Origin of the sequence: Burkholderia sp. BE17 (assembly GCF_009362305.1) — a bacterium.
Classification (GTDB): Bacteria; Pseudomonadota; Gammaproteobacteria; order Burkholderiales; family Burkholderiaceae; genus Burkholderia; species Burkholderia pyrrocinia_C.
Window position 1 is genome coordinate 24,179 of the sequence record NZ_WHNU01000002.1, and the last position, 25,985, is coordinate 50,163.

A 25,985-nucleotide genomic window follows, 5' to 3' on the forward strand; every position below is an offset into this window, starting at 1 on the left:
AGCACCATGTCCCGGCCGCGTCACATCTGGAACCATTCATGGTTTCGGGTGGGTCCGCACGAGAGGATGTAATGCAAGCCGTGTATGCCGATACGCTGCGGTGGCGCGACAGTGGTGCCCCATTTGGCGTGGCCAGTATTTCGTTGCCGCAAGCATCACGAGCGACTGATCACCGGGTCGCTGTGGAATCTGACCTGACGTTGTCCGACATGGCACTTGCCACGGTGCGAGCGCTGCTTGAATCGTCGCCTCAGGTCGCCGCGCCCACACCCGATCAAATCATCGTGTGCACAACAAGCTTAGAGCATGATCTGGCATTGTCGTGTGCCTGCCGCCTCCACAGCGAACTTGGATCAAGCCGAGCACCGCTGGCAGTCGGTCAGCTTCAAGGCGTGTCGTTCCTGATGGCGTTGGAGATTGCCGTGGCGATGATGGGCGCTGACATCCGACTGAACACCGTCGTGATTGTCGCCGCGGAACGCTGGCGCCGGCCGTTCTCACGTCGGATCGGTGCACTGATCGACATGGGCGACGGGGCCGCAGCCGTACTGCTCGCGAAACACCCCAGGCCGGGATGGTGCGTGAGCGAGCTCACCGTCCGGACGCCCGGAATACCACCTCTCGCAAGTGAACGCGAACCCGTCTACATATCGACGCTCACGGACGTCATTAGCGAGACGTGCGCAAGCGCAGGTATACAACCTGCCAATGTCGACTGGGTACTTCCCGCGCCAATCGACACTCGACTGGCTCACGAAACCAATACGCGTTGCGGACTGCGGCCCGAACGGGTCTGTCACATACGTATGGACGCGCCGGGCCATTTCTGCGCCGCTGACACGCCTGCACGGCTCGACGCGCTGCTGCGGTCGATCAACCCTAGCGAGGGACAACATGCCCTCGTTTGGTCCGTCGGCTTCCAAGGGCAGGCCGGTTGCGCTCTCCTAGAATATCGTGGAGATCGATCATGATTGCGCCGCAACAGCCTAGCTCGCTTGCACTGGCTGGCATCGCATTCAGTCTGCCGGATCGAACGGTGGATGCACATCGCTGGGCCCAGCGATGTGGTCAGCCGTCGGCTCGCGCACGCGCACTGATCGAAAACGGCGTAACGCAGTTCCTCGACGCGGCTGGCGAATCGCCCGTGACACTTGCCATCGACGCCATATCGTCCCTGCTGCACGACACCCGAACAGCACCGGAAACGATCGATGCGTTCGTGTACACGCACACGATTCAGACCAGCGTCATCGCACCGCCCGCGAGTACTACGCAACAGATCCAGTCTCAACTGAATCTGAACCGCGCGCTCACATTTTCAGTCACGCAGCAGCACTGCGTCTCGCCAATGGCCGCGATCCGTGTGTTGCAAGCGCTCGCCATGCGGCGGCCCGCCATCCGGCGCGCAATCGTGGTCTGCGCCGATGTGATCGGATCCCACTGCGACCGACTGCGAGCCATCCAGGATCTTGCCCTCCATAGCGACGGTGCCTGTGCGCTATTGCTCGAACGAGACGGACGTCGAAACGCCATTGCGGGCCTGCACGTGTACACAGACGGACGATCCTTCCGCGGCACCGACGAGGATCTGCAGCCGGTTCCCGACGATCGGTACTACTGGTCTGCATTCACGACCATGCGGGCCGCCATTCAACAAGCAGGCATCACGACACGCGAGATTACGCACGTACTGCCTCATCACGCCAATCTGCCGGGCTGGTTCAGACTGATGACAATGCTTGCCATTCCTCGTGAGCGACTTTTCACGGAGAACTTCGCGCCAATCGGTCACGTCTTTGGCGCGGATCCCTTCATTAACTTCCAGACATGTTCGAAGCGGGAACCGAGCGGCTGGTCGCTGCTGTTCTCGTGTGGCTTGGCGGGTTGCTTCGGCGCAATGGTGGTCCGTCACTGATCAGCCCAACAACTTCCTTTCACCGCTCGACATTCGATCCAGATACCCGTCATGAGAAATATCCTCGACCTCGTGCAAGCCGCTGCAAACCGTACACCTGACGCGGAAGCGCTCGTCTGCGGTCCCGCCCGAGTACGCTATCAGGATCTCGTTCACCGCGCGCGCGGCATGGGCGATGCACTCGACGCACTCGGATTCACGGTCGGCGCGCGCATTGCGATCTATCTGGACAAACGTATCGAAACCGTCGTGTCGATACTGGGTGCAGCTGCCGCGCAATGCGTGTTCGTTCCGATCAATCCGCTCCTCAAACCCCAGCAGGTCGCTCACATCCTGCACGACTGCGGCGCCGATTGCCTGATCACCAGCGCGCTGCGCGCGCGGGTCCTTGACGAACATGGAATCACCGGCGTCTCCCACACGATCATCATCGACGATGCCGACTCCGCCAGCCGGCATCTCCGAACCACAACGCGCGTCCACAGCTGGCCCGAATCGGCAAGCGCGGGTTGCGTAGGACGCGATGGTGACGATCCGTCGCGCTCTCCGGCGTCGTCCACTGTCGACACGGATTTGGCCGCCATCCTCTACACCTCGGGTTCTACCGGACTGCCGAAAGGCGTGATGCTCAGCCACCGCAACCTGCTCGAAGGTGCCTGGAGCGTTGCCCACTATCTGAACCACGCCTCGTCCGATCGCATCCTCGCCGTCCTGCCGCTCAGCTTCGATGCCGGCCTGAGCCAGCTCACATCGGCCTGGGCGGCGGGAGCCACCGCCGTGCTCATCAACTATCTGGCACCGCAAGACGTCGTCGCTGCCTGCGCAAGCGAACGCATTACGGCGATCACGGGCGTACCGCCCTTGTGGATGCAACTGGCCCGTACGAGTTGGCCCGAGCCAGCACGCCGGACGCTGCGCTACTTCGCGAATACCGGCGGTAAGCTGCCGGCGCCCGTCTTGCAGCAACTCCGGGAATTGTTTCCGCAGGCCAAACCCTATTTGATGTATGGCCTGACTGAGGCGTTTCGCTCAACTTTTCTCGACCCCTCAGAGGTCGATCGTCGCCCCGATTCCATCGGGAAAGCCGTACCTAACGCCCGAATTCTGGTCGTTCGCGATGATGGCTCGCCGTGTGGGCCGGACGAAACCGGAGAACTCGTCCATGTCGGAGCCTGCGTCACGCTCGGTTATTGGAATGACGCGACGCGCACCGCCCAGCGCTATCGACCTTCGCCCGAGCTGAAACCCGGCGGCGCGCCGCGAGATCGTGCTGTCTGGTCAGGTGATCTGGTACGGCGAGATGCAGAAGGATTCCTGTACTTCGTCGCACGCAACGATGCGCAGATCAAGAGCTCCGGTTATCGCATCAGCCCTGAAGAGGTTGAAGAAGTGGTTCATGACAGTGGCCTTGTCACGGAAGCGGTTGCCTTCGGCATCGCTGACGATGACCTCGGCGAAGCGATCGTCCTGTTGGTCGTGCCAACCGCCACTGACTTCGATGCTCACGTGCTTCAGGCCTGGTGCGTGGAGCATTTGCCGCGCTACATGGTGCCGCATCGCATCGTGGTTCGCGAGACGGTCCCGCGCAACCCCAACGGAAAATTCGATCGCGCCGCATTGCGCGCCGCGTTTGCCGGCCCTGACGCCGGCTCCGAAGTGAGGCAATCATGAACGGACTGTTTGGTCAGCGTGAAGGTATCCTCACCGTCGGCGGCGTCGCGATCAATCGCCTGGCCGATCGCGCAGGGCGCACCCCCTTCTTCGCCTATGATCGCGCAACGCTCGATGCGCGTGTATGCATGCTGCGCGATGCGTTGCCAGCCGGTATCGACCTCCATTATTCGATCAAGGCGAACCCAATGCCCGCGGTCGTCCATCACCTCGCGCCCCAGATGGACGGGTTCGACGTGGCATCGGCCAACGAGATGGCACTTGCGCTGAATGCGGGCATGCCCGCAGAACTGATCGGCTTTGCCGGCCCAGGCAAAAGCCGCGACGACTTGCGTCGCGCCGTCGCAAGCGGTGTCAACATTCACCTCGAATCGATCACCCAACTGCACCTCGTGACAGCACTTGGCTGGGAGCTCGGTGTGCAGCCGAAGGTCGCCATTCGAGTCAACCCGGACTTTCGCGTCGATCACAGCGGCATGCGCATGGGTGGCGGGGTCACCCCTTTTGGGCTCGACGCGGAGCAGGTGCCCGGGCTACTGCGCGAACTCGATGCCAGAGAAGTGACGCTGGCCGGTTTCCACATTTTTTGGGGATCCCAGTGTCTGCACGCTCCGACCGTCATCGAAGCTCAACGCAAAAGCGCGGACCTCGTCGTGAGATTGGCCAACGGCCTGCCAGTCGCACCGCAATACGTGAACTTCGGAGGCGGTTTCGGCATCCCCTATTTTGCGGGGGAAACACCACTTGACCTCGCTGCGGTCGCCGATGCCATGCACGATTGGCTCGGCGTATTCCGCGGTCGTTTACCGGACACACGCGCGGCCCTGGAATTTGGACGATATCTGGTCGGCGAAGCCGGCATCTATGTGTGCCGAGTGATCGACCGCAAGGTATCCCGCGACCGAACGTTCCTGATCACCGATGGCGGCCTGCACCACCATCTGGCGGCATCCGGGAACTTCGGGCAGATCCTGCGCCGCAATTTTCCGGTCGTGATCGGGAATCGCCAGACTCAAACCCCTACGGAGCGCTGCCACATCGTCGGATGCCTGTGCACGCCGCTCGACCGGATCGCCGACGACGTGCTGCTTCCCGAAGCTCGCATTGGGGACTTTGTGGTCGTCTTCCAATCCGGTGCGTATGGACGCTCGGCCAGCCCCAAGGACTTTCTCGGCCACCCTGATGCGATCGAGATGCTCGTCTGACCACCCTCGTTCTTTGCGGAGGATTGTGATGTTCTCCCCTGATTCCTTCCCGCCGGGGCCGGCTCCGGCGCCGTGGGTACTGACCGATGATCAACGCAACCTCTATATCGCGAGCCAACGCTTCGCCCGCGACCGACTGGAGCCCTTGCTTGCCGGTTCACCCAGCGTAGCCGCGTGGCAAGAAACCGGCAGGCTCGCTGCCGCAACACTGGATCTTGGAGCCATGGTCCTACCCGAGGAGTACGGCGGTCTGGGAATCGATCGTCACGGTCTGGCGCTTGTTGTCGAAGCGCTCGCCGCTGGACCGCTCGAGCGTGCGATGGAGTTGACGCTGACCGCACCCGCGCTCATGGCGCTCCGCACGCACAATGCGCTCGGTCCGGTTCTGGCTCGGCCTGTTCAGGCGTATTTCGACGGCACGACAGCGATTGCGTTGTCCGTGCCGGGCATCGACAACGCAACCATATGGCAACTCGGTCCCCTGGGCGGTGCGGTGACCCTCGGCTTTCGGATCGATGACCAGCGGCGTCTACTCCTCACTGAGCGCCCACGTAGTCAGCGATCTTCGCGATCAACAAGCATCGCCACGCTCGGCGCCCTCATGCTGGAGCAATTGCATTTCGACGAGGCCGCGGCCGAAACGCCGCTGGCCGTGATTGCGCGAGCCGACAGCGATAGCGTTCTTCCCGCGCAAACATACATGACGGAAATCGGCCTCTATCTCGCTGCGCTCTTGACGGGCACCATGCAACATAGCATCCGGTTCGCGTTCGATTACGCGGCGACTCGGCAAGCGTTCCGAAAGCCGTTAGCAAGCCACCAACTCGTCGCGGCGCGCCTATCTGACATGCTGATCACCGCCCATGGCACCCATCTCTTTCTGCAAGCTGTTTGTGCGGCCCGCCCGTCGGCGCCGGTCTCGCTGGTCCGTCAGTTACTGCGACACGTCGCGGCGGAGTCTGTCAGCGTCAATCGCGAATTCGTGCAGCTTTGCGGCGGCCACGGTTACGTTGAAGGTCTCCCGCCGGCAGTCCGCTTCCAGACGGGCCACTGGTTTGCCTTCCTGCTGCAGCGCATCGACACAGCGCTCGGCTGGCTCGCGCAGCCGCGGATGGCGAATGAGGAGGTCGACGGATGAATGGCTGCGCCCCTGCGGACGGCACGTCTCCGCCCTCGGTGGACAATGCTGCCACACATGTAACGTCTTCCACGTGCTGGTTACGCGAACCAGGGCCGAATGACATCGATGATATCGTCACCTGGCTCGCCCAGCCGACCATCAGCCGGTGGTTCGACTTCGGGCTTGGCCGCCAAACCCTACCCGCATTGGCGGTGCAAGCGATGGTCCACAGCAGACAGCATCGAATACGCGTGTTCGGTGCGGCCGGCTATCCGCTGCCGAGCGGTGTGGTCGCCGTCAGTGATGTCACGCATCGCTTCTCGACGGGCTCATTCTGGATCCTTCGCGACCGGTTGCGGCCAACCTGCGTCAATATGGCTTTCCACGCAGCGACATGCCTCCTTCATGAAGCGTTCGTCCGTGATCAGCTGCGGTGCATCACCGCATGGGCTGTCGACTGCAATGTTCCGTCGCAACGTCTGCTCGCGCGCCTGGGTTTTCGTCTGATCGGACAGCAACGAGACTGCCATCTCGTCGATGGCATACGCGTCGGGCGACTTCTCTACGACCTGCTGCCCGAGGACCTCGCGCTACCGCGTGCACCATGAATACACCCGTGATCACGGCACTTGCCAGCTACGTGCCGCGCACGGTCCGCGTACATCGTGATCGTGAGTGCGGAATCGAGCCGACGCTCGGTGCTCCGATGCGCTCCGGTTGGCACGCGTGGGTCACGTCGTGGCAAGCGGATTACGCCCTCCACCGCACGAAGAAGGCGGCTGCAACCGCAAGCGCCGCAATCAGCGCAGCGCCGGACGAATTTCGTTGTGTGCCTGTTGAGCGCGATACCGATCTATCCGGGCTCGCCGCGAAAGTGGCGCAAACCATATGTGCTGCGCGGCCAGCCAATGCAGCGCCGATCGATATTGCAATGTTCTGCCACAGTAGCCTCAACGAGCACGTGTCCACAACGACCGCTGGACGCCTGCGCGCAGTAATCAGCACGCCCTGCTTCCCGTTCTCCATCTCCCAACAGCAGGGGGCCTCCACGTTCACCGCGCTCCAGTTGGCGAGTGATCTGTTGATTGCGGAGCCCGAAATCCACACCATCTTGATCGTCGCTGCAGAAAAGTGGTGTCGGCCGTTTTCGCGATGGACGGATCAGGGAATCGTGCAGGGCGACGCAGCCAGTGCGATCCTCGTGGAACGCTCCAGACCCGCGTCCTGCGGACTGATGCTCATCGACGCGCGCACCAGCCGCCTCCATCGGTTCTCGACAGCCGCCCCACTCACAAGCCGAGATATCCGCACAGATTGGGTTCCGGCGCTGCGATCGACGATCGACGCGATACTGCTCCGACAAGCGCTTCAACCGAACGACCTTGGCACCATCGTGGGAACAGGAATTCCGCGACTTGATGAAGCTATTTGCCGACATCTCAGTCGCCGTGTCGTTGAATTTCCCGACCACCGCTGCGCCCATCTAGGTGCAGCCGAACCTATCGTGCAACTCGCCAATGTACTCGAATCTCACGACCTGCCAGCGTGCGACCGAATCCTGACGTGCGGCATCGGCCTGGGCGGTTTCGTCGGCTGCGCACTGTTCGAATCGCATGGCAGGCCGCACTTATATCTCAATCCGTCATGAGCGCTTCTATCGGGATCGTCCATACCGCTTACTACCTGCCTGAGCCGGCCGACGATGTCCGCAGTTGGGCCCAACGAACGAAGCAGTCCGTCGAGACCGTCAAACGCCTCGAAGAAGCGGGGGTGCGCTCGTTCTATGATGCTCGAGGACAGACTGCGCTTTCCCTCGCCGCGAATGCCATCCAATCGCTCGTTCGTGCGACCCGCTTTGCTCCCGACACGATCGACTTTCTCGTCTACGTTCATACGCTTCAGGGCAGCGTCGCCCCACCGCCGCTATCCCTTCCACGCCTGCTATGCGAACACTTTGGTTTCGAGCAGGCGGAGGCATTCTCGTTCGCGCAACAGCATTGCGCCTCATCACTGGGCGCGCTACGAATCATTCGCGCGATGTTTACCGCCCGTCCGGCCATCAACCGCGGCCTGCTGGTCGGCGCAGACGTCATGCCCCTCGCAAGCGACCGGTCGATCGCCGGGGCCGGATTGCTCAGCGACGGCGCGTCTGCCGTGCTCGTCGAACGCAATGCCTCGATCAATCGATTGGTCTCATTGGCATTTCACGCGAGCGGAGAAGGTTGGCGCGGCACACTGGGAGAAGATGAATCGCGTTTCGCAGCGCAGTACTTCTTTGCGGCCCGTCGACTCGCGACGCAAACGAGCGCCGTGGCGAATGTGCCCCTAGCCGAGATTCAGCGCATCTTGCCTTCCCATCTTGATCTGCCCACCTGGCGCCGAACTGTCGCATCGCTCGGTCTTCCAGCACGGTGCCTGTTTACTGACAACTTTGCCCGCATCGCGCATGTGACGGTCAGCGATCCATTCATCAATCTCGCCGACTGCGATGATCTGGTTCCCGGTAAGCCTTTCCTGCTATGCGCCCGCGGAGTGGGAGGATTTTCCGGAGCGGCGCTCTTCATTCGATAACGAGACTATTTAATCCAACCAATTTCGCCGTCGGCGCAGCACACGATTACTAATACATCGCGATACTTCATCCGTTCAGCACGGCATCCTTTTTTTAAACAATTCCGTATTAAATTATTACAAACTATTGGATGACGTTCCGATTCCAACCATTAGACTTCACACTAGCTACGCGCCGAACGTCCATCTCGACGTAACCTCCGACGTCTGCCACAGCATAGCGGATGCGCGCGCAATCACCACCCCACTACCATACTGTTTGCTCGAGCCGCCGCCAGAGTGCCGGCACTCTAATCCAGCATTTCTGTTAATGTCACTAGGCAATAAACGAGGCAGCGCCATGAGAACGCGATTTCGGCACCGCACAAACAAAAAAGCATCCAAACCACCACCATGGAATGTCACATTGGCCGCTCGAATGACGCCAATCCTGTCTCTCTTTACCCAAGCAAAAGATATCTCCTCGCTTTCTGACTTGCTCGGCAATGCGGTGCTTCCATTGGGTTTTCCGTGTTACGCCGTCACACGGATCGCCCTGACTTACATTCGCTCTAGACCCAGCATGTCTATGGAGGCAATCTGCTCACATTATCCCAATAACTGGGTACAGTACTATCTACAGCGCAACTACGGTCTCGTCGATCCCGTGCATCGAGCGGCTTTTACTTCCTCCGGACCTTATCGCTGGGGCGATATTACCGACTTGAACCACGCTGAGCGACATGTGCTCGTGGAAGCGGGCGACGCCGGACTCAAAAATGGGGTTAGCGTCCCAATCCGCGAGGTCGGGGGCAGTATTTTGCTCATCAATCTTTCAGGGCCTTCATCCCGTATCAATGCAGGAACGAGCCGGCAGCTTGCAAGCGTTATCAGCAATCTATTTCGTTTGGAGCTGGATCGCTTCGCCCCTCCCAGTCCGAAGGCATTCGTTGAGCTTTCTCCACGTCAGCGTGAATGTCTTTCGTGGGTCGCGCGAGGAAAAACATCGTCGGAAATCTGTATGATTCTTGAGATATCCCGCCACACAGTCGAATATCATATCGCTGAAGCAATGAAGATCCTGAACGTGAATAGCAGGATAGCAGCCGCTGTCATCGCCTCAAATTGCGGATTGCTTGATTAGGACCTGTATTTCTAGTCAAAAACCTCTTCGAATAATTTGCAAACACATCACCGGCACTGTTTAACCACGTCTCCGGAACCCTCGAATCCCATATATTGAATAGTGCTGGACCATTCTGAAATCTTCAATCGAGCGGATAATTCGCGTCCGATATTCATTTGCACCTCCTCCCTATCTCACTAGTTCCGGTAATCGTTTTGACTTGATAGGGTGGCGACCATCAATAAACGATGGAGAACGCAAATGCCACTCATTATCGCGGGTGGGTTAAGCGACTTGCCGCTTGAACTTCGTGATGGACTCGGCGCGTTCCGGTACGACGTGTTCGTGCGTCGCCTCGGCTGGCCCCTACCCGATATTAAGGAAAATGAAACCCTGGAATGGGATCACTTCGATGGCGAAACCACCATTCAGGTTGTTGCACTCACTTCCGAGGGGAAAATATGTGGTTGCGCACGCCTGATGCCAACTACCGCCCCGTACCTGCTCCGGGAACTGTTTCCTCGATCGTCGAATCTCGACTTTCCCTGCTCACCGACCGTATGGGAGCTATCGCGGTTCGCTGGTTCCGGCATGCAACTCTTTCCCTATGTCATGGCCGTCGCGGCATCCCTCGGCGCAACCCGCATCATTGGTGTCGTCACCCCGGCCATCGCACGACTGTATCGCCGTTTTGGCCTCGATCTTCAGTATGTGGGACCTCATCGAGAGACCGCTGGCTTGTCGTTCGTCGTCTGTGCCATTGATCTCACGCCCGCCGCGTTCGCCAACCTTGGAACCGACTTCGATAGCCTCCGATCGTCAATCACATGGTATCGATCGCTCGCGTCGAAAGTTCCTGACTCGCTGGGGGACCGTGCTACGCGTTGCTCTCTGCGCGGCAGGCATGCAATAGACGCCGCCCTTGCGGTACCGTCGCGCTCCGCCGGCATTGGTGCGCTCGACTTCCAAGACCACAACTAGGATGTGGATCGTTGGCGGTGATGCCGGTTATCCCCATCCTTTACCCAGTCTGGCCGGATGGCGGACGCGTAGGCCTGACCTGTGCGCGAACCTTCGCCGCTTGCCTGTGCGCGCAATCCGAGACGTTCGTCAATTGCATGAGCGACCGTCGAAGATTTTGGCAGGCGACCGTCATCGCAGTCGGCCCAAAACACATGCATTGCATCAAACAACACCGACAGGATCGCGGTCAGATAAGGCAGCCGAACGATCACACCGCCTCCCATTGAACCGCCATCAACTGGACCGTGGGGCTCGCTTGACACGTCGGCCGGCATATCAATCCGTAGCGCGTCGAGTTCACGCTGCAATCGCTCCTCAACGCAATAGTGCGCAGTCGCCGAGTTCGCCAGAACCTTGCCAAGCTCGCACAGCTTCGCGTCTTTCAGTTCAACGCATCTTGTCAGGCGGCGAATCTGGGCTTCGGCGCGTCGCAAACGTATCTGCAAAGCCTCGCAATCGCAGGCCGGTGTCAAGCATGCGTTTGTATCACTCGATCGCCAAACATTATCGCGTTGCTCCATCGCAGACCTCGCCTCGAACGTGGCGATATGTACTCCACACACCGCGAAAAATCGGACCATTGATGCACCGACCTGACCGGACTCATCGTGCTGGCCCAGGTCAGTGCATCTTTTTTCGTTCCTTCACGCAGCAGTGTCAACTGTGAAGATTAGGAGGACGCCAATCAGCAATCAGCGTGTCTGGCAAGTTTAAGCTCCATGAAAAAAACGAAACATCCAACCACTACATTGCGACAGAGTCGGGCTATCAATTGCACTAGGTCATGCGCGTCCCCAAAAAATTAACGCAGCTTGTCTGATGCTTTACGCTTTGGCAGCCCCTCTCGATCGCAAAATAGGCATCCTCATTGTGCCTCCGACGCAATCCAATCGAGACGGCCGCTACCCGCCCCGGGCGGATCAGATCAGTTGACCGTACATCGGCGCCCGACGTACGACCACGCGACAATTCGCCGATGAACATCGGCAATTTTCGTACCCAACTGCAATAGTCGAATGTATGGCTTCGGCGTCCCACGGCGACGATAAATGATCGACTCGTGGTCCAAACGATGAGAAAATCGCCCAGTCATTCCAATTGCGCTGCCGAACAATGACATGTCGCAGACACGATGCGTCGCCCTGAATTGTGCTGTTCAAAGCGACGATTTGAATACTGTTTCCTTTAACCAAGCGGAGTGAAGAATGGCCACCTATCATGAGTTAAAAGCCAAGGCTGATGCACTGCTCCTGCAGGCGGAAGAAGCTAGGCAGGCCGAACTACAGACCGTGCTCGAAGAGGTTCGCGCACGTATCCAAGAGTATGGCCTCACGCCGGAACAAGTCTTCGGGCGTAAGCGCGCACGTGGCGCGAATGGCAGCCAGCCCGTGACGCCGAAGTATCAGGATCCGAAGACGGGCAAAACGTGGAGCGGGCGTGGGCGCGAACCGTCATGGATCAAAGGTAAGAAACGTGATCGCTTCTTGATCGCCGAATGATCACCGCAGCTTAACGATCGGTCGCTCGACGGACACGCTCTGGGCCTGCAGTTTCATACTGCAGGCCCATCGAATCTGTATCAAACCGTGCCGGCCCAAGCGATTCAGATCCACCTTAGCTGCCGAACGTTGAAGACACCCCACACTCCTTCGGAATCCATGCCGTTCGTCTCGGTGGTAACTCTATTTCTCACGTAGCAGCGATACCGCCAGATGTCGATGAATTCGGCCTGCACTGCACCAGGATCAAACGACATACTGACGACATAGCCCCACACTCGCGATACGGGGCGAGTGTGAACACACCTGACCCACGGCGCCGTTTCCAGAGGAGAAGCAGCATCGATTTAGGCGGCAAACGTTTGCGGAATGGTTGGCGCCATTGATGGCTCATGCGTGCGTCCGCTTGAACAATACGCCCCCCAGTCTTCCATCATGAGCCGCCGTCTTTCGAGCTGATCGCGGCGCCGATAAGCCGCGATCGTCTGCGAGGTAATGATGTGCGCCAAGGCTTCCTCTGCCAGGGAATCCGGATAGTCGGTACATTCGGCGACCCAGTCACGAAATGTCGACCGGAAACCGTGCACGGTGATCCCGGAGTACAACATGCGTTTCAACAAGGCCAACATTGCCATGTTCGACAGCGGGCGCCCTTCCGTGCAGCCGGGGAAAAGATACCCATATTTGGCCTTGGGTAATGCAGCACGGACGACTTCGACGGCGCGTTCACAAAGCGGCACGCGCAGCGGCCGACCGCTTTTCGTGCGATCGCCCGGGATGCTCCAGATACGACTGTCGAGATCGAATTCGTCGACCCGCGCAAATCGGACCTCGTTCGTACGAGTCGCCGTGAGAATGAGCAGGTGCAGTACCCGTGCTGCCCGGCGGGGACGGAGTTCCAGTTCCCGGATGAACGTCGGCAGGTCTTCCCATGGCAGTGCTGGATGATGCTTGATCTGCGAGCGCTTCTTCGAACGCGGCAACACCAGTTGGAGATGGTCGACGTATCGGGCCGGGTTGCCGCCGGTGCGGTGACCCATCACGGTCTCCGCGTCGAGGATTGCCTTGATGCGCCCGCGCACCCGGCGTGCCGTTTCTGCCTTTTTGGTCCAGATCGGCTGCAGGATACGCACGATCATCGCGGTGTCGATGTCGCGCACGCGCACATCACCGATGATGGGATAGGCGTACGTCTTCAGCGTGTTGCCCCATTGCTGGACATGCTTGCGGTTTCGCCATTCCGGTTCGCGTGCGCGGATGAACGCTTCAGCCGCCTCACGGAACGTCACATTGGCGTCGATCGAGATATCAAGCTGTCGCCGACGCTGCTCTTCGCGCCGTGCGAGGATAGGATCGATCTGGTTCCCAACCATCTCGCGATATCCGCTGGCCAGTTTCCGGGCTTCTCCAAGTGAAACCCGCGAGAGCGAGCCGAGGCCCATTTCCCGCAGACGTCCGTCGAGCTTGAAGCGAAACACCCAAGAGCGTGCACCGCTGTCGGCGATCTGCATATAGAGGCCACCGCCGTCCGCGTAATGGCCGGGATCGGCCGCCTTCGCGACGCGCAGCGCGCTGAGTCGATGCAACTGTCGTCCCGCCATGTCGCCCTCCTTTCCTACCCACAAAACCCACGCCGCTACCCATACTTCGTGCGGAAATTGTGCGGGACGCGAGCGGAAGCGGCAAGCACGACGTTACCCACAAATCGCTTTGAAATCAGCGATCTACGGCGCGTTTACGGAAGTCGCAGGAACGCTGCGGAAGCCTTGACTGGCGGAAGGCAGCCAGAGTCGAACTGACCCAGGAGTGTCTGACACCCCCAACTGGATTTGAAGTCCAGCCGTACCACCGGATACGAATGCCTTCCGTGAGGAGAAAAACCAAAAGAACAACGAGCACCTACGCCTGAATACCCACCCAACCGCTGTCAGGCCGCAGGAAGTGAAGATCGCGGCGGAAGCGAGTATACCCAACCCGATCGAAGAACTCGAGAATCTGGATCGCGCGCTTGCGGCCGAGCCCCGTCGCGTCGCGAAACGTCGCGGCATCGAGCCCGCCGCCGTACGAAGGCGCGAGATGCGCGACCAGTTCCGCCAGCTCGCGTACGACATCCGCGTGATAGAACAGGTCGCGCACGACCTGGTGCACGTTACCGCGCCGCGCAAGCTTGCGCAGCAGCGTGCGCACCGCGTCCTCGGCCGCGCCCGTGTCGCGGGCCAGGTCGCGTACCCACGGCGGATCGAAGCGCCCTGCATGAATCAGCGGCAGCAGTTGCCGCGCCAGCGCTTCCTCGCGCGAATCGAGGTTCACCGAATGCGACGGCAGATGCAGCCACGGACCGCTTCGCGCGACTTCGCCGCCACCCACCAGCGCATCGACGAGCGCGCGCCACAGCGCATCGCCGGCGAGCGGTGCAGCCATCCGCCGCAGGCGCGCGGCGTCGAGTCCCTGTTCGTCGGGCATGCGCTCGTGATACGCGCGCAGCGTATCGATCGCCCGCGTCTGCAGCGCGCGCCAGTGCGCATGCGAAATCACCGCGCCGTCGTTCGACGCGGCATCGCGCTGCCCGATCGCCAGCGCGTCGTCGGGCAACGCGAGCGCGTCCGGCGCGAAACCGGTGAGATGCGTGAGCGTCGCGCGCGGAATGCCGAGCGGCGCCTGCGCGAGCAGCGCATCGAGACGCCCCGCGTCGAGCCACTCGGCGAGCGCATCGAGCCACGCGCGGCGCGCCGGCGTGCGACGCTTGCTCGCCGGCCCGAACGGATCGAGCACGCGACCGCCGCCAACGGTGCGGGTCGCCTGCGGATTGCGGACGATAAAGCGGTCGCCCGGCAGCGCGAACACCGGTTCGTCGAATACCAGTTGCACGCGCATGCGCTGGCCGGACGCGAGCGTATCGCCGTCGAGCAGCGCGACATGCGCGACGCGATGCAGCGTGCCGAGATGCACGTGCAGCGGCGCCCAGTGCGTGAGCGTCAGCCCCGCGTCCGCGAGCAGCGTCAACTCGACGTCCACGCGCGGCGACGTCGCGGCGAGCCGCGCATCGGCGACGGTATCGCCGCGCTCCACGTCGGCCTTGTCGACGCCGGCCAGGTTCAGTGCGCAACGCTCGCCCGCGCGGCCGGCCTCGACCGGCCGGTTCTGCGCATGGATGCTGCGCACGCGCGCCGCGCCGCCCGTGCGCACGATCGCGAGCGTGTCGCCCGTCGCGACGCGGCCCGCGAACGCGGTGCCCGTCACGACGGTCCCCTGCCCCGCGAGCGTAAACACGCGATCGACCGCGAGCCGGAACAGGCCGTCGTCGCGGCGCGCGCGCCATGCGATCGCCGCGTCGGCCAGGTGACGCTTCAACGCGGCGACGCCCGGATCGTCCGCAGCCGTCGCACGGGTTTCGAAGATCGGCGCGCCGGCCAGCGTCGAGTCGTGCAGCCATGCGGCGATCTCGTCGCGCGCCTGGGCAACGCGCGCGGCGTCGACACGATCGCACTTCGTCAGCGCGACCGCGCCATGCGTGACGCCGAGCAGTTGCAGGATCGCGAGATGCTCGCGCGTCTGCGGCATCACGCCGTCGTCGGCGGCGATCACGAGCAGCGCGAAGTCGATCCCGCACGCGCCGGCCGCCATCGTGTGAATCAGCTTCTCGTGGCCCGGCACGTCGATCAGGCCGAGCACGTCGCCGTTCTCGAGCGGCGTATACGCATAGCCCAGCTCGATCGAAATGCCGCGCGCCTTCTCTTCCTTCAAGCGGTCGGTATCGACGCCCGTCAGCGCCCGCACAAGCGTCGTCTTGCCGTGGTCTATGTGCCCCGCGGTACCGACGATCATGCAGTGGGCCCCTCTGACGGCACGCATTGCGCGACGAATGCCGCTTCGTCGGCGGCTTCGAGGCAGCGCAGGTCGAGCCGCAGCGCGTTGTCGGCGATGCGGCCGATCACCGGGCGCGGCCATTCGCGCAGCCGCTTCTCGAGCTGTGCGAGCGCGCGGCCGCCGCGCTTGCCGTCCGGCGTGCGCACGACGAGCCCGGCGCTCGGCAGTTGGTCGACCGGCAGCGCGCCGCTGCCGATCTGGCTGAACATCGGTTCGACCGTCACGTCGAAACCGTTGCCGAGCGCGGCCTGCAGCGCCGGGCGCACGCGCTCGGCGGCCTCGGCGATCTCGCGCTGCGGACGCGTCAGCAGGCGCAACGTCGTGAGCCGCTCCCGCAGGAATTCGGGCGCCTGGTAGAGCCGCAGCACGGGCTCGAGCGCCGCGAGCGTCAGCTTGCCGACGCGCAGCGCGCGCTTGAGCGGATGTTTCTTGATCTTCGCGACCAGTGCGCGATCGCCGACGATCAGGCCGGCCTGCGGCCCGCCGAGCAATTTGTCGCCGCTGAAGGTGACAACGTTTGCGCCGGCGGCGACGGTTTCCTGCACGGTCGTCTCGTGCGGCAGCCCCCATAACGACAGGTCGGCGAGCGTGCCGCTGCCGAGATCGACGGCGACCGGCAGCCCATGCTCGCGCGCGAGCGGCGCGAGTTCGGCGAGCGTCGCCTCCTTCGTGAAGCCGCTGATCGCATAGTTGCTGCAGTGCACCTTCATCAGCAGCGCGGTGCGTGGGCCGATAGCGTCCGCGTAGTCGCGCAGATGGGTGCGGTTGGTCGTGCCGACCTCGCGCAACCTGGCGCCGGCGCGACTCATGATGTCGGGAATCCGGAAGGCGCCGCCGATCTCGACCAGCTCGCCGCGCGACACGACGACTTCGCGCTTCGTCGCGAGCGCCGACAGCGTCAGCAGCACGGCCGCCGCATTGTTGTTGACGACGGTCGCCGCTTCCGCGCCCGTCAGTTCGCACAACAGATCGTCGATCAGGTCGTCGCGATCGCCGCGACGGCCCGTGGCGAGATCGAATTCGAGGTTGACGGGCCGCGTAAGCACGTCGATCACCGCGCGCACCGCGTCGTCGGGCAACAGCGCGCGCCCGAGATTCGTATGCAGCACGGTGCCGGTCAGGTTGAACACCGTGCGCACGGCGCCGGCGCTCTGCGCGGCCAGCGTGCGCGCGACGGCCGCGGCGATGCGCGGCTCGTCGAGCGGCTCGGCCGCCGCCGGATCGTGCTGCGCGGCGGTACGCCAGCGTTCGAGTTCGGCGCGCACGGCGCTCAGCACGCGCGTGCGGCCATGGTCGGCAAGCAGCGGTTGCAGCGGTGCCGACGACAACACGCGCTCGACCGACGGCACACGCGCCAGTACTGCGTTCAGTTCATTCACACCCGGTTCGGTCACGTAGTAGTGGCTCCAGTCTCAGCTTCGCAGTCGGCCGAGGCCGGCGCTCGCGCACCGCCCCCGGCCCCGTGCCGTCAATCCGCTTCCCGCGAGACATCCGGCCACAGCAGCGGGTTCGGCGAACTGCGCTGGTATCCGGCCTCGTTCATCAGCAGGTCGAGCGTGAGACTCGCGAGATCGTCCGCCAGCGGCTCGAACTCGTAGTCCTTCTCCTGATAGCCGATCTTGCGGTAGGTCTTGCACTCGTCGCACGATTCGGCCTTGACGGCTTCGCTGCCGCCCTCGATCCCGTGGTATGCGATGCCCTTCGTCGAATCGCAGTGCGTGCACTTCGTGCGCACCATATGCCACTCGGTCGTGCACAGGCCGCACTGCAGGAAACGGTAGCCCTGGAACTGGCCGCCCACCCGCACGACGCTCGCGACCGGATGCGAGCCGCACACCGGGCACAGCCCCGGCTGGTCGAGATACGGAACGTCGGCCGGCGTCACGCGGCTGGCGAGATCGGTCCACACGACCTGCAGCGCGGCCATCAGGAACGGCGCGGTGGCCGGGTCGACCTCGGCGAAACGCAGTGCGAGGATCGCGTCGGCCTGCGCATCGAGTTCGGCGGGCGCCATCAGGCGCAGCCGGTCGAGCAGCTTCGCGAGCGGCGGATTGATGAGCCCCGCGCCTTCGACGCGATCGAGCAGTTCGTACAGCACGGCGCGCCAGCGCGGATCGCGCTCGCCGTCAAGAGCCGGCACGAGCGGCATCGAATGCTGCTGCGCACGCGCGATCGCTTCCTTCGACGGCAGCGGCAGCTCCAGCGTCTGCAGCGTCGCGTGCTGCGCATCGGCGACGGTGGCCATCAGCCGCAGGTAGCCGCTGATCGGGTTCAGGTCGGCAAGCTTGCGCAGCCGCGCGGCGCGCGCCGAAAACACGGTGGCGCGCTCCGGCAGGCGAAAGCGCGGAATGGCCGAATGATCGAGTGCCGAGATCTCGGTCGGTTCGAGAATGCGTTGTGTCACAGAAATGTATTCCAAATAAACAAGCGCCGACGGATCGGCGCTTCGGGCGGTTCCGACGGCTGACGGAGCGGCCCGCCGCGATCGGCGAGCCGCCCGCTCCGGTGCGTTATTTCACGCTTTCACGGAACCACTTCGGGTGATGCTTGCGAGCCCAGCCCAGCGTGACGGTGCCACGCACCATCGCGCCGATCGAGCCCTTCACCCACAACGCCGCGTAAATGTGCACGATGATGCTCGCGATCAGCACGAAGGCCGCCACGGCATGCACGACAGCGGCCGCGCGGATCACCCCGATCGGGAAGTAGAACGAGAAGTAGCGCCGCCAGATCACGATCCCCGACAACAGGAGCAACAGCAGGCACGCCACCAGCGTAAAGAATAGCAGCTTCTGCCCGGCGTTATAGCGGCCGACTGGCGGCAGCTTGTCTTCCTGGTTGGTCAGCACGTCGCCGATCTGCTTCAGCCACTGCCGGTCGTCCGCGTCGAGTGCGTTGTGGTGCCAGAAGCGCACCACCAGGATCGCGAACGACACGAACATCACGAGGCCGACGAACGGATGCAGGATCCGCGTCCACTGGCCGCCGCCGAACAGCGCGGTCAGCCAGAACATCGACGGATGGAACAGCGCGAGCCCGGACAACGCGAGCAGCACGAACGTGATCGCGGTGATCCAGTGGTTCGTGCGCTCGTTCGCCGAGTAGCGGACGATCAGGTTGGGGTCGTCGTGCTTCATTTCGCGTCCTCCTTGATGCGTCGCGCCTCGTCGCGCGCGGCCGATTCCTCGTCGTCGCTCACCTCGTTCGGGCCGACCCGGACATAGTGGAAGAACCCGGCAAGCGCCGTCAGCGCGATGCCGGCGACCGCGAGCGGCTTCGCGATGCCCTTCCACAGCTTCACCATCGGGCTGATCGACGGATTGTCGGGCAGCCCGTGGTACAGCGACGGCTTGTCGGCATGGTGCAGCACGTACATCACGTGCGTGCCGCCGACGCCCTGCGGGTCGTACAGCCCCGCATGCTCGAAGCCGCGCTCCTTCAGGTCCTCGATCCGCTCGGCCGCGTGCTGCTTCATGTCCTCCTTGGTGCCGAACACGATCGCGCCCGTCGGGCAGGTCTTCACGCAGGCCGGTTCCTGGCCGACCGCGACGCGGTCGGAACAGAGCGTGCACTTGTACGCGCGATGATCCTTCTTCGAGATCCGCGGAACGTTGAACGGGCAGCCGGTCACGCAATAGCCGCAACCGATGCAGTTCTCCTCGTGGAAATCGACGATCCCGTTGTTGTACTGCACGATCGCGCCCGGCGACGGACACGCCTTCAGGCAGCCCGGATCCTCGCAGTGCATGCAGCCGTCCTTGCGGATCAGCCATTCGAGGTCGCCGGCCGGGTTTTCGTATTCGGAAAACCGCATGACCGTCCAAGAGTGCTCGGTCAGGTCGGCCGGGTTGTCGTACACGCCGACGTTGGTGCCGACCTCGTCGCGCAGGTCGTTCCACTCCATGCACGCCGTCTGGCATGCCTTGCAGCCGATGCACTTCGATACGTCGATCAGCTTCGCGACGCTCCCGGTCACCGGTTCGCGCACCGTGGGCGGTGGCGTCGTGGTGGCCGAGACGCGCTTGATATCCAGCGATTGCAATGCCATCTCTTTCCCCTTACGCCTTTTCGACCTTCACCAGGAACGACTTGAATTCCGGTGTGTACGAGTTGCCGTCACCCACGGACGGAGTCAGGGTATTGGCGAGATAGCCGGGCTTCGTCAGACCCTTGAAGCCCCAGTGCAACGGGATGCCGACCGTCTGGACCTTCTTGCCGTCGACCGTCAGCGGCTTGATCCGCTTCGTGACGAGTGCGACCGCGATGATGTAGCCGCGCTTGGACGACACCTTCACGCGTTCGCCATGCGCGACGCCGACTTCCTTCGCGAGGTCTTCGCCGATCTCGACGAATTGCTCGGGCTGGATGATCGAGTTCAGCCGCGCATGCTTGGTCCAGTAGTGGAAGTGCTCGGTCAGCCGGTAAGTCGTCGCGGCGTGCGGGAACTCCGGTGCCTTGCCGAACGACGCGCGGTCGTCCGGGAACACGCGGGCGGCCGGGTTGTTCAGCGCCTGCGGGTTGTTCGGGTGCAGCGGGTTCGTGCCGATCGGCGTCTCGAACGGCTCGTAGTGCTCGGGGAACGGACCTTCGTTCATCCCCGCGCGCGCGAAGAAGCGCGCGACGCCTTCCGGGTTCATGATGAACGGCCCCATCCCGTTCTCGGGCGGTTCGTCCGCCTTGAAGTCCGGAATGTCGGGGCCCGCCCACGCCTTGCCGTTCCAGCCGATCAGCTTGCGGGTCGGGTCGAACGGCTTGCCGTTCACGTCGCACGATGCGCGGTTGTACAGGATCCGCCGGTTCGCCGGCCAGGCCCACGCCCAGTTCAGCGTCTGGCCGATGCCGGTCGGATCCGAGTTGTCGCGCCGCCCCATCTGGTTGCCGGCCTGCGTCCATGCGCCGCAGAAGATCCAGCAGCCGCTCGCGGTCGTGCCGTCGTCCTTCAGTTGCGCGAACGCGGCGAGCTGCTCGCCCTTCTTCACGAGCGTCTTGGCCGGATCCTTCGGGTCGGGCAAGTCGGCGAGCGCCTTGCCATTGAACTCCATCGCGAGCTCTTCGGGCGTCGGGCTTGCCGGATTCGCGTACGGCCAGGTCAGGTTCACGATCGGGTCCGGGTACTTGCCGCCGTCCGCCTGGTACATCTTGCGCATGCGCAGGAACAGCCCCGACATGATCTCGAGATCGCTCTTCGCTTCGCCCGGCGGCTCCGCGCCCTTCCAGTGCCATTGCAGCACGCGGCTCGAACTCACGAGCGAGCCGTTTTCCTCCGCAAAGCACGTGGTCGGCAGACGGAACACCTCCGTCTGGATCTTCGACGCATCGACGTCGTTGTAGTCGCCGTGATGTTTCCAGAACTCGGACGTCTCGGTCGCGAGCGGATCCATGATCACAAGCCACTTCAGCTTCGCGAGCCCCGCGGCCGTCTTCACCTTCGACGGCGCCGCCGCGAGCGGGTTGAAGCCCTGGCAGATGTAGCCGTTCATCTTGCCGGCATTCATCAGCTCGATCGCCTGCAGCAGGTCGTACTGCTTGTCCAGCTTCGGCAGGTAGTCGTAGCCCCAGTTGTTCTCGGCGGTCGCCGCATCGCCCCACCACGACTTCATGAAGCTGACGTGGAACGCCTTGTAGTTCTTCCAGTAGCTCAACTGGTTCGGCCGCAGCGGCAGCTGCGTGCGCTTCTTGATGTAGCCGTCGAAATCCTGCTCGGACTGCATCGGCAGCGTCATGTAGCCCGGCAACAGGTTCGACATCAGCCCGAGGTCGGTCAACCCCTGGATGTTCGAGTGGCCGCGCAGCGCGTTCATCCCGCCGCCGGCGATGCCGATGTTGCCGAGCAGCAGCTGCACCATCGCGCCGGTACGGATGATCTGCGAGCCGATCGAGTGGTGCGTCCAGCCGAGCGCGTACAGCACCGTGCCGGCGCGGCCGGGAACGGCCGTCGTCGCGAGCATCTCGCACACCTTCAGGAACTTCTCCTTCGGCGTGCCGCAGGTCTGCTGGACCATGTCCGGCGTATAACGCGCGTAGTGCTGCTTCAGCATGTTGTACACGCAGCGCGGATGCTGCAGCGTCGGGTCGACCTTCACGAAACCGTCGTCGCCGCGCTCGTAATCCCAGCTCGATTTGTCGGGGTACGCGTGTTTCTCCGCGTCGTAGCCGGAATAGATGCCGTCGTTGAACGCGAAATCCTCGCGCACGATGAACGTGAAGTCCGTGTAGTTCTTCACGTACTCATGCTGGATCTTGTCGTTCGTCAGCAGATAGTTGATGACGCCGCCCAGGAAGACGATGTCGGTGCCGGTGCGAATCGGCGCGTAATAGTCGGCCACCGAGGCCGTACGCGTAAAGCGCGGGTCGACGACGATCAGCCGCGCCTTGCGGTGCGCCTTCGCCTCCGTTACCCACTTGAAACCGCACGGATGGGCCTCGGCTGCATTGCCGCCCATCACGAGAATCACGTCCGCGTTCTTGATGTCGACCCAATGGTTCGTCATCGCTCCACGGCCAAACGTCGGGGCAAGACCTGCCACCGTCGGGCCATGTCAGACACGCGCCTGATTGTCGAATACGAGCATTCCCAGGCTGCGGACAGCCTTGTGCGTCAGGTAACCGACCTCGTTGCTGCTCGCCGACGCGGCCAGCATGCCGGTCGTGAGCCAGCGGTTGACCTTCGCGCCGTCTTCCGCCGTCTCGACGAAGTTCGCGTCGCGGTCGGCCTTCATCAGCTTCGCGATCCGGTCGAGCGCGTCGCTCCACGAGATGGGCTCCCACTTGTCCGAGCCCGGCGCCCGGTATTCGGGGTGCGTCAGGCGATTCGGGCTGTGGATGAAGTCGATCAGGCTCGCGCCCTTCGGGCACAGCGTGCCGCGATTGACGGGATGGTCGGGATCGCCCTCGATATGGATGATGCTCGGCTGCGCATTCTTCGCGCCGTCTCCGAGGCTGTACATGAGGATGCCGCAACCCACTGAACAGTAAGGGCAGGTGTTGCGCGTTTCGACGGTGCGCGCCAGCTTGTACTGTCGGACTTCGGCAAGCGCTTCGGATGGAGAAAAGCCCATCAGGGCAAGACTCGATCCGGCAAGCGACGTGGCCGTCACCTTCAGGAACTGGCGCCGGGACATTTGTAGCATGGTGGTCTCGGCGTTATTGTGGGGTGGAGGAAACTGAAAGGAATTATAGACAGTCCGCGCAACTATGTTCGAATCCTCGGATCAATACTGAATTGTCCGATTACCAACGGTGACCGCCGCACGGCATCTCGACCGAACCCTCATGAAACGACAGATCACCACCGACGCGACCCGTCTTGCCCAACGACAGGCCAACTGGGCCCTCACCGCGTTCAAGCGCTTCTCGTCCGACCGCTGCTCCGCGATGGCCGCGGGCATCGCGTTTTTCTCCGCGTTCTCGCTCGCGCCGACGCTCGTGATGGTGATCGCGGTGGCCGGCTGGTTCTACGGCGACGACGCCGCGCGCGGCCAGGTGTTCGAACAGGCGCACCAGCTGATCGGCAACGACGCGGCGGCCAGCATCCAGACGATCGTGCAGAACGCGCACCGCGCGGGCGAACGCGGCGGCCTCGCCACGCTGATCTCGTTCGCCGCGCTCGCGATCGGCGCGTCGGCCACGTTCGCGTCGCTCAGCGCGGCGCTCAGCGTGATCTGGCCGGCCACCGAAAACCGCTGGTCGAGCATGCTCGGGCTCGTGCGCGTGCGGCTGATCTCGTTCGGGCTCGTGCTCGGCGTCGCGTTCCTGCTGATCGTGTCGCTCGTGCTCGACACCGCGATCACGTTCGTCGGCACCTGGCTGCTGGGCAATTCGCCGTATGTCGTCGTCACGAACATCGTGCAGTTCTTCGTCGGCATCGCGGTGCTCGCGGCCGCGTTCGCCGCGTTGATGAAGTTCCTGCCCGATGCCCGCGTCGCGTGGCGCGACGCCGCGGTCGGCGGAGTCGTGTCCGCGATCCTGTTCTCCGGCGGCAAGAAGCTGTTCGCGCTGTACCTCGCGCGCGCAGGCACCGCGAGTGCGTTCGGTGCGGCCGGATCGTTCGCGGTCCTGCTGATGTGGCTGTACTTCTCCGCGATCGTGCTGCTGCTCGGTGCGGAATTCGCGGCGGCGCGCGGCGACGCGCATCGGCCCGCCGGCATCGCACCAGCCGTACCCGCTCAAACCGATCGCATGCGCGACGACTGATTTACCCGCCTGTTCCGCAAGGCGGCTGCGCACCGCCATCGCGCGCGCCGCGAAATGACTCCCGCACATCCGCCGACTTCTGGCAACCACGCCGTCCGCCGCGCATTCGCGCGGCATCGACACGTTCTTTGCACGCCGGCGCGTTCGTCTCCGCAACCGCAAACGTTTGCAGCTACTCATTTCCCTACTCCAACCGGCCGAAACGGGGCATCTGCCGCAATGTGCACCAAGTACTGAAACAATCGCACCGCAACAAATGTCAACTATTTCAAAAACAGGAACAGTCGTTGATGTGCTTGATATATATAGACTTTTTGATGCTGTTACCTTTTCGAGACACTTTATTTTTTAAGCTTTCTTGCGTCGATGGCACTGAGCTATTCTCCAATCCGCAACAAATAACGATGAATCACTTGCGTGGAGAAACTCAACGATGAAGAAACTCGCTCTCTCGACCCTCTCGCTCGCCCTGCTGGGCGCCGCTGGCGCTGCTCACGCTCAATCGAGCGTGACGCTGTACGGCGTGATCGATACGTCGATCGCATGGGTGCACGGCAATAACGGTCAAGCCAACAACTCGTGGCAAATGCTGTCGGGCAACCTGCAAGGCAGCCGCTTCGGCCTGAAGGGCGCAGAAGACCTCGGCGGTGGCCTGAAGGCGATCTTCCAGTTGGAAAACGGCTTTGATCCGGGCACGGGCCACCTGAACCAGGGCGGCCGCATGTTCGGTCGTCAGGCATTCGTCGGTCTCGACAGCAAGCAATACGGTACGCTGACGCTCGGCCGCCAGTACGACCCGCTGGTCGACATGGTCCAGGCAGTCACGGCCGACAACTACTTCGGTAGCGTGATGGCCACGCCGGGCGACGTCGACAACAACGACAACAGCCTGCGCGTCAGCAACGCGATCAAGTACACGTCGCCGGTCTTCGCTGGCTTCCAGTTCGAAGGCATGTACGGCCTCGGCGGTGTCGCGGGCAAGACGGGCGCGGGCCAGACCTGGTCGGTCGCAGCCGCCTACAACAACGGCCCGGTCGGCGTTGCCGCAGGCTACTTCTACGCGAACAACCCGTCGCCGACGGCCACGGCCCTGCGCAGCGGCTGGGGTTCGACGACGTCCGACGCGATCTTCGACGGCCCGATCAACTCGGGTTACGCCACGGCGAAGTCGATCGCCATCGCGCAAGTTGCAGGTCAGTACGCGATCGGCCCGGTGACGTTCGGCCTCGGCTACAGCAACGCACAGTACAAGCCGGACGCGTTCTCGGGCTTCGGCTCGACCGAAAAGTACAACACGGGCCGCGCGTTCGTGACGTACCAGGTCACGCCGCCGCTGCTGTTGGGCCTCGGCTACTCGTACACGAAGGCAAGCGGCGACACGACCGCGAAGTACCATCAGGTCGGCGTCGGCGCGGACTACTCGCTGTCGAAGCGCACGGACATCTACCTGGTTGGCGCATACCAGCACGCGAGCGGCACGCAGCTCGTCGACGGCGTGCAGCAAAGCGCGCAAGCGTCGATCGCTTCGTACGGCTTCGCCGGCAAGAGCTCGGCCGAAATGGTCGCACTCGGCATTCGCCACAAGTTCTAAAAACGATGTATCCGGCGTGCATGGCGTCTCCGACGCCTTGCCGCCGAACTGGAAAGCCAGCCCCGGTTTCGGCCGCGGCTGGCTTTTTTTCGTCCGTCTCCCGCGTGCCTGCGGCGCCTGCACGGGCCGGCGAACAACGCCGATGCCGACGCATGCCGGCGGGCCGGCAACGGCACCTGGCGGCCGTAAAGCGCACGCAAACGCCGCTTCCGGATGCCCGGGCGG

General features: G+C 62.8%; 20 protein-coding genes, 1 tRNA gene and 1 pseudogene. 13 read left to right on the top strand and 9 right to left on the bottom strand.

Annotated elements, in window-relative coordinates; all coding sequences use genetic code 11:
- Window positions 1-71: 71 nt before the first annotated feature.
- The 10 genes and pseudogenes from GD429_RS02600 to GD429_RS02645 form a co-directional block, all read left to right on the top strand.
- On the top strand, window positions 72-971 hold the full coding sequence (locus GD429_RS02600) for a 3-oxoacyl-[acyl-carrier-protein] synthase III C-terminal domain-containing protein (protein ID WP_193727043.1): 900 nt from the start codon (window positions 72-74) through the stop codon (window positions 969-971).
- Window positions 968-1,915 (top strand): 3-oxoacyl-[acyl-carrier-protein] synthase III C-terminal domain-containing protein, encoded by a 948-nt coding sequence (locus GD429_RS02605; RefSeq protein ID WP_152855541.1) that lies wholly within the window; start codon window positions 968-970, stop codon window positions 1,913-1,915. The genes GD429_RS02600 and GD429_RS02605 overlap by 4 nt, the downstream gene beginning before the upstream one ends.
- Before the next feature lie 51 nt (window positions 1,916-1,966).
- A complete protein-coding gene (locus GD429_RS02610; protein ID WP_152855542.1) occupies window positions 1,967-3,586 on the top strand; it encodes an acyl-CoA ligase (AMP-forming), exosortase A system-associated in 1,620 nt (539 codons plus the stop codon).
- Window positions 3,583-4,791 carry a pyridoxal-dependent decarboxylase, exosortase A system-associated gene (locus GD429_RS02615; RefSeq protein ID WP_152855543.1) on the top strand — a complete coding sequence of 403 codons (1,209 nt, stop codon included), beginning with the start codon at window positions 3,583-3,585 and terminating at the stop codon, window positions 4,789-4,791. The genes GD429_RS02610 and GD429_RS02615 overlap by 4 nt, the downstream gene beginning before the upstream one ends.
- A gap of 28 nt (window positions 4,792-4,819) precedes the next feature.
- Window positions 4,820-5,929: an acyl-CoA dehydrogenase family protein gene (locus GD429_RS02620; RefSeq protein WP_152855544.1), complete on the top strand. Its 1,110-nt coding sequence runs from the start codon at window positions 4,820-4,822 to the stop codon at window positions 5,927-5,929.
- Window positions 5,926-6,519 (top strand): GNAT family N-acetyltransferase, encoded by a 594-nt coding sequence (locus GD429_RS02625; RefSeq protein ID WP_152855545.1) that lies wholly within the window; start codon window positions 5,926-5,928, stop codon window positions 6,517-6,519. Before GD429_RS02620 ends, GD429_RS02625 begins: the two co-directional genes overlap by 4 nt.
- The gene (locus GD429_RS02630) at window positions 6,516-7,559 is read left to right on the top strand and encodes a 3-oxoacyl-ACP synthase (RefSeq protein ID WP_152855546.1); all 1,044 of its coding nucleotides are present in this window, start codon (window positions 6,516-6,518) and stop codon (window positions 7,557-7,559) included. Before GD429_RS02625 ends, GD429_RS02630 begins: the two co-directional genes overlap by 4 nt.
- Complete coding sequence (locus GD429_RS02635) at window positions 7,556-8,482, top strand: 3-oxoacyl-ACP synthase (protein WP_152855547.1); 927 nt, start codon at window positions 7,556-7,558, stop codon at window positions 8,480-8,482. Before GD429_RS02630 ends, GD429_RS02635 begins: the two co-directional genes overlap by 4 nt.
- 340 nt (window positions 8,483-8,822) lie before the next feature.
- A complete protein-coding gene (locus tag GD429_RS02640; protein WP_152855548.1) occupies window positions 8,823-9,605 on the top strand; it encodes a LuxR family transcriptional regulator in 783 nt (260 codons plus the stop codon).
- 243 nt (window positions 9,606-9,848) lie between these two features.
- A pseudogene (locus GD429_RS02645) lies at window positions 9,849-10,382 on the top strand (acyl-homoserine-lactone synthase); the annotation flags it as partial.
- A gap of 182 nt (window positions 10,383-10,564) precedes the next feature.
- On the opposite strand, the gene GD429_RS02650 reads toward GD429_RS02645, so the two are convergent.
- A complete protein-coding gene (locus GD429_RS02650) occupies window positions 10,565-11,131 on the bottom strand; it encodes a hypothetical protein (protein WP_152855549.1) in 567 nt (188 codons plus the stop codon).
- Window positions 11,132-11,815: 684 nt separating this feature from the next.
- Here GD429_RS02650 and GD429_RS02655 point away from each other — a divergent pair.
- On the top strand, window positions 11,816-12,109 hold the full coding sequence (locus tag GD429_RS02655; protein WP_152855550.1) for an H-NS family nucleoid-associated regulatory protein: 294 nt from the start codon (window positions 11,816-11,818) through the stop codon (window positions 12,107-12,109).
- Between the two features lie 347 nt (window positions 12,110-12,456).
- On the opposite strand, the gene GD429_RS02660 is transcribed toward GD429_RS02655, so the two are convergent.
- The 8 genes from GD429_RS02660 to fdnG form a co-directional block, all read right to left on the bottom strand.
- The gene (locus tag GD429_RS02660) at window positions 12,457-13,710 is read right to left on the bottom strand and encodes a tyrosine-type recombinase/integrase (RefSeq protein WP_152855551.1); all 1,254 of its coding nucleotides are present in this window, start codon (window positions 13,708-13,710) and stop codon (window positions 12,457-12,459) included.
- A gap of 170 nt (window positions 13,711-13,880) precedes the next feature.
- Window positions 13,881-13,976: transfer RNA gene (locus tag GD429_RS02665), tRNA-Sec, on the bottom strand.
- A 32-nt stretch (window positions 13,977-14,008) separates the two neighbouring features.
- Window positions 14,009-15,934, bottom strand: a complete 1,926-nt coding sequence (gene selB / locus GD429_RS02670; protein WP_152855552.1) for a selenocysteine-specific translation elongation factor — start codon at window positions 15,932-15,934, stop codon at window positions 14,009-14,011.
- Window positions 15,931-17,370, bottom strand: coding sequence for an L-seryl-tRNA(Sec) selenium transferase (gene selA, locus GD429_RS02675; protein ID WP_321574361.1), 1,440 nt, complete (start codon window positions 17,368-17,370; stop codon window positions 15,931-15,933). The genes selB and selA overlap by 4 nt, the downstream gene beginning before the upstream one ends.
- Window positions 17,371-17,444: 74 nt before the next feature.
- The gene (gene fdhE, locus GD429_RS02680) at window positions 17,445-18,380 is read right to left on the bottom strand and encodes a formate dehydrogenase accessory protein FdhE (RefSeq protein ID WP_321574362.1); all 936 of its coding nucleotides are present in this window, start codon (window positions 18,378-18,380) and stop codon (window positions 17,445-17,447) included.
- 106 nt (window positions 18,381-18,486) lie between these two features.
- Entirely contained in the window at window positions 18,487-19,113 is a 627-nt protein-coding gene (locus GD429_RS02685) for a formate dehydrogenase subunit gamma (RefSeq protein ID WP_059599523.1), read from the bottom strand.
- The gene (gene fdxH, locus GD429_RS02690) at window positions 19,110-20,024 is read right to left on the bottom strand and encodes a formate dehydrogenase subunit beta (RefSeq protein ID WP_034179967.1); all 915 of its coding nucleotides are present in this window, start codon (window positions 20,022-20,024) and stop codon (window positions 19,110-19,112) included. The genes GD429_RS02685 and fdxH overlap by 4 nt, the downstream gene beginning before the upstream one ends.
- A gap of 10 nt (window positions 20,025-20,034) precedes the next feature.
- On the bottom strand, window positions 20,035-23,106 hold the full coding sequence (gene fdnG / locus GD429_RS02695; protein WP_152855554.1) for a formate dehydrogenase-N subunit alpha: 3,072 nt from the start codon (window positions 23,104-23,106) through the stop codon (window positions 20,035-20,037).
- A gap of 142 nt (window positions 23,107-23,248) precedes the next feature.
- Between fdnG and GD429_RS02700 the strand changes: the two genes are divergently transcribed.
- Together GD429_RS02700 and GD429_RS02705 are read left to right on the top strand one after the other, a co-directional pair.
- On the top strand, window positions 23,249-24,169 hold the full coding sequence (locus GD429_RS02700) for a YihY/virulence factor BrkB family protein (protein ID WP_152855555.1): 921 nt from the start codon (window positions 23,249-23,251) through the stop codon (window positions 24,167-24,169).
- 433 nt (window positions 24,170-24,602) lie between these two features.
- Window positions 24,603-25,760 carry a porin gene (locus GD429_RS02705; protein WP_152855556.1) on the top strand — a complete coding sequence of 386 codons (1,158 nt, stop codon included), beginning with the start codon at window positions 24,603-24,605 and terminating at the stop codon, window positions 25,758-25,760.
- Window positions 25,761-25,985 lie beyond the last annotated feature (225 nt).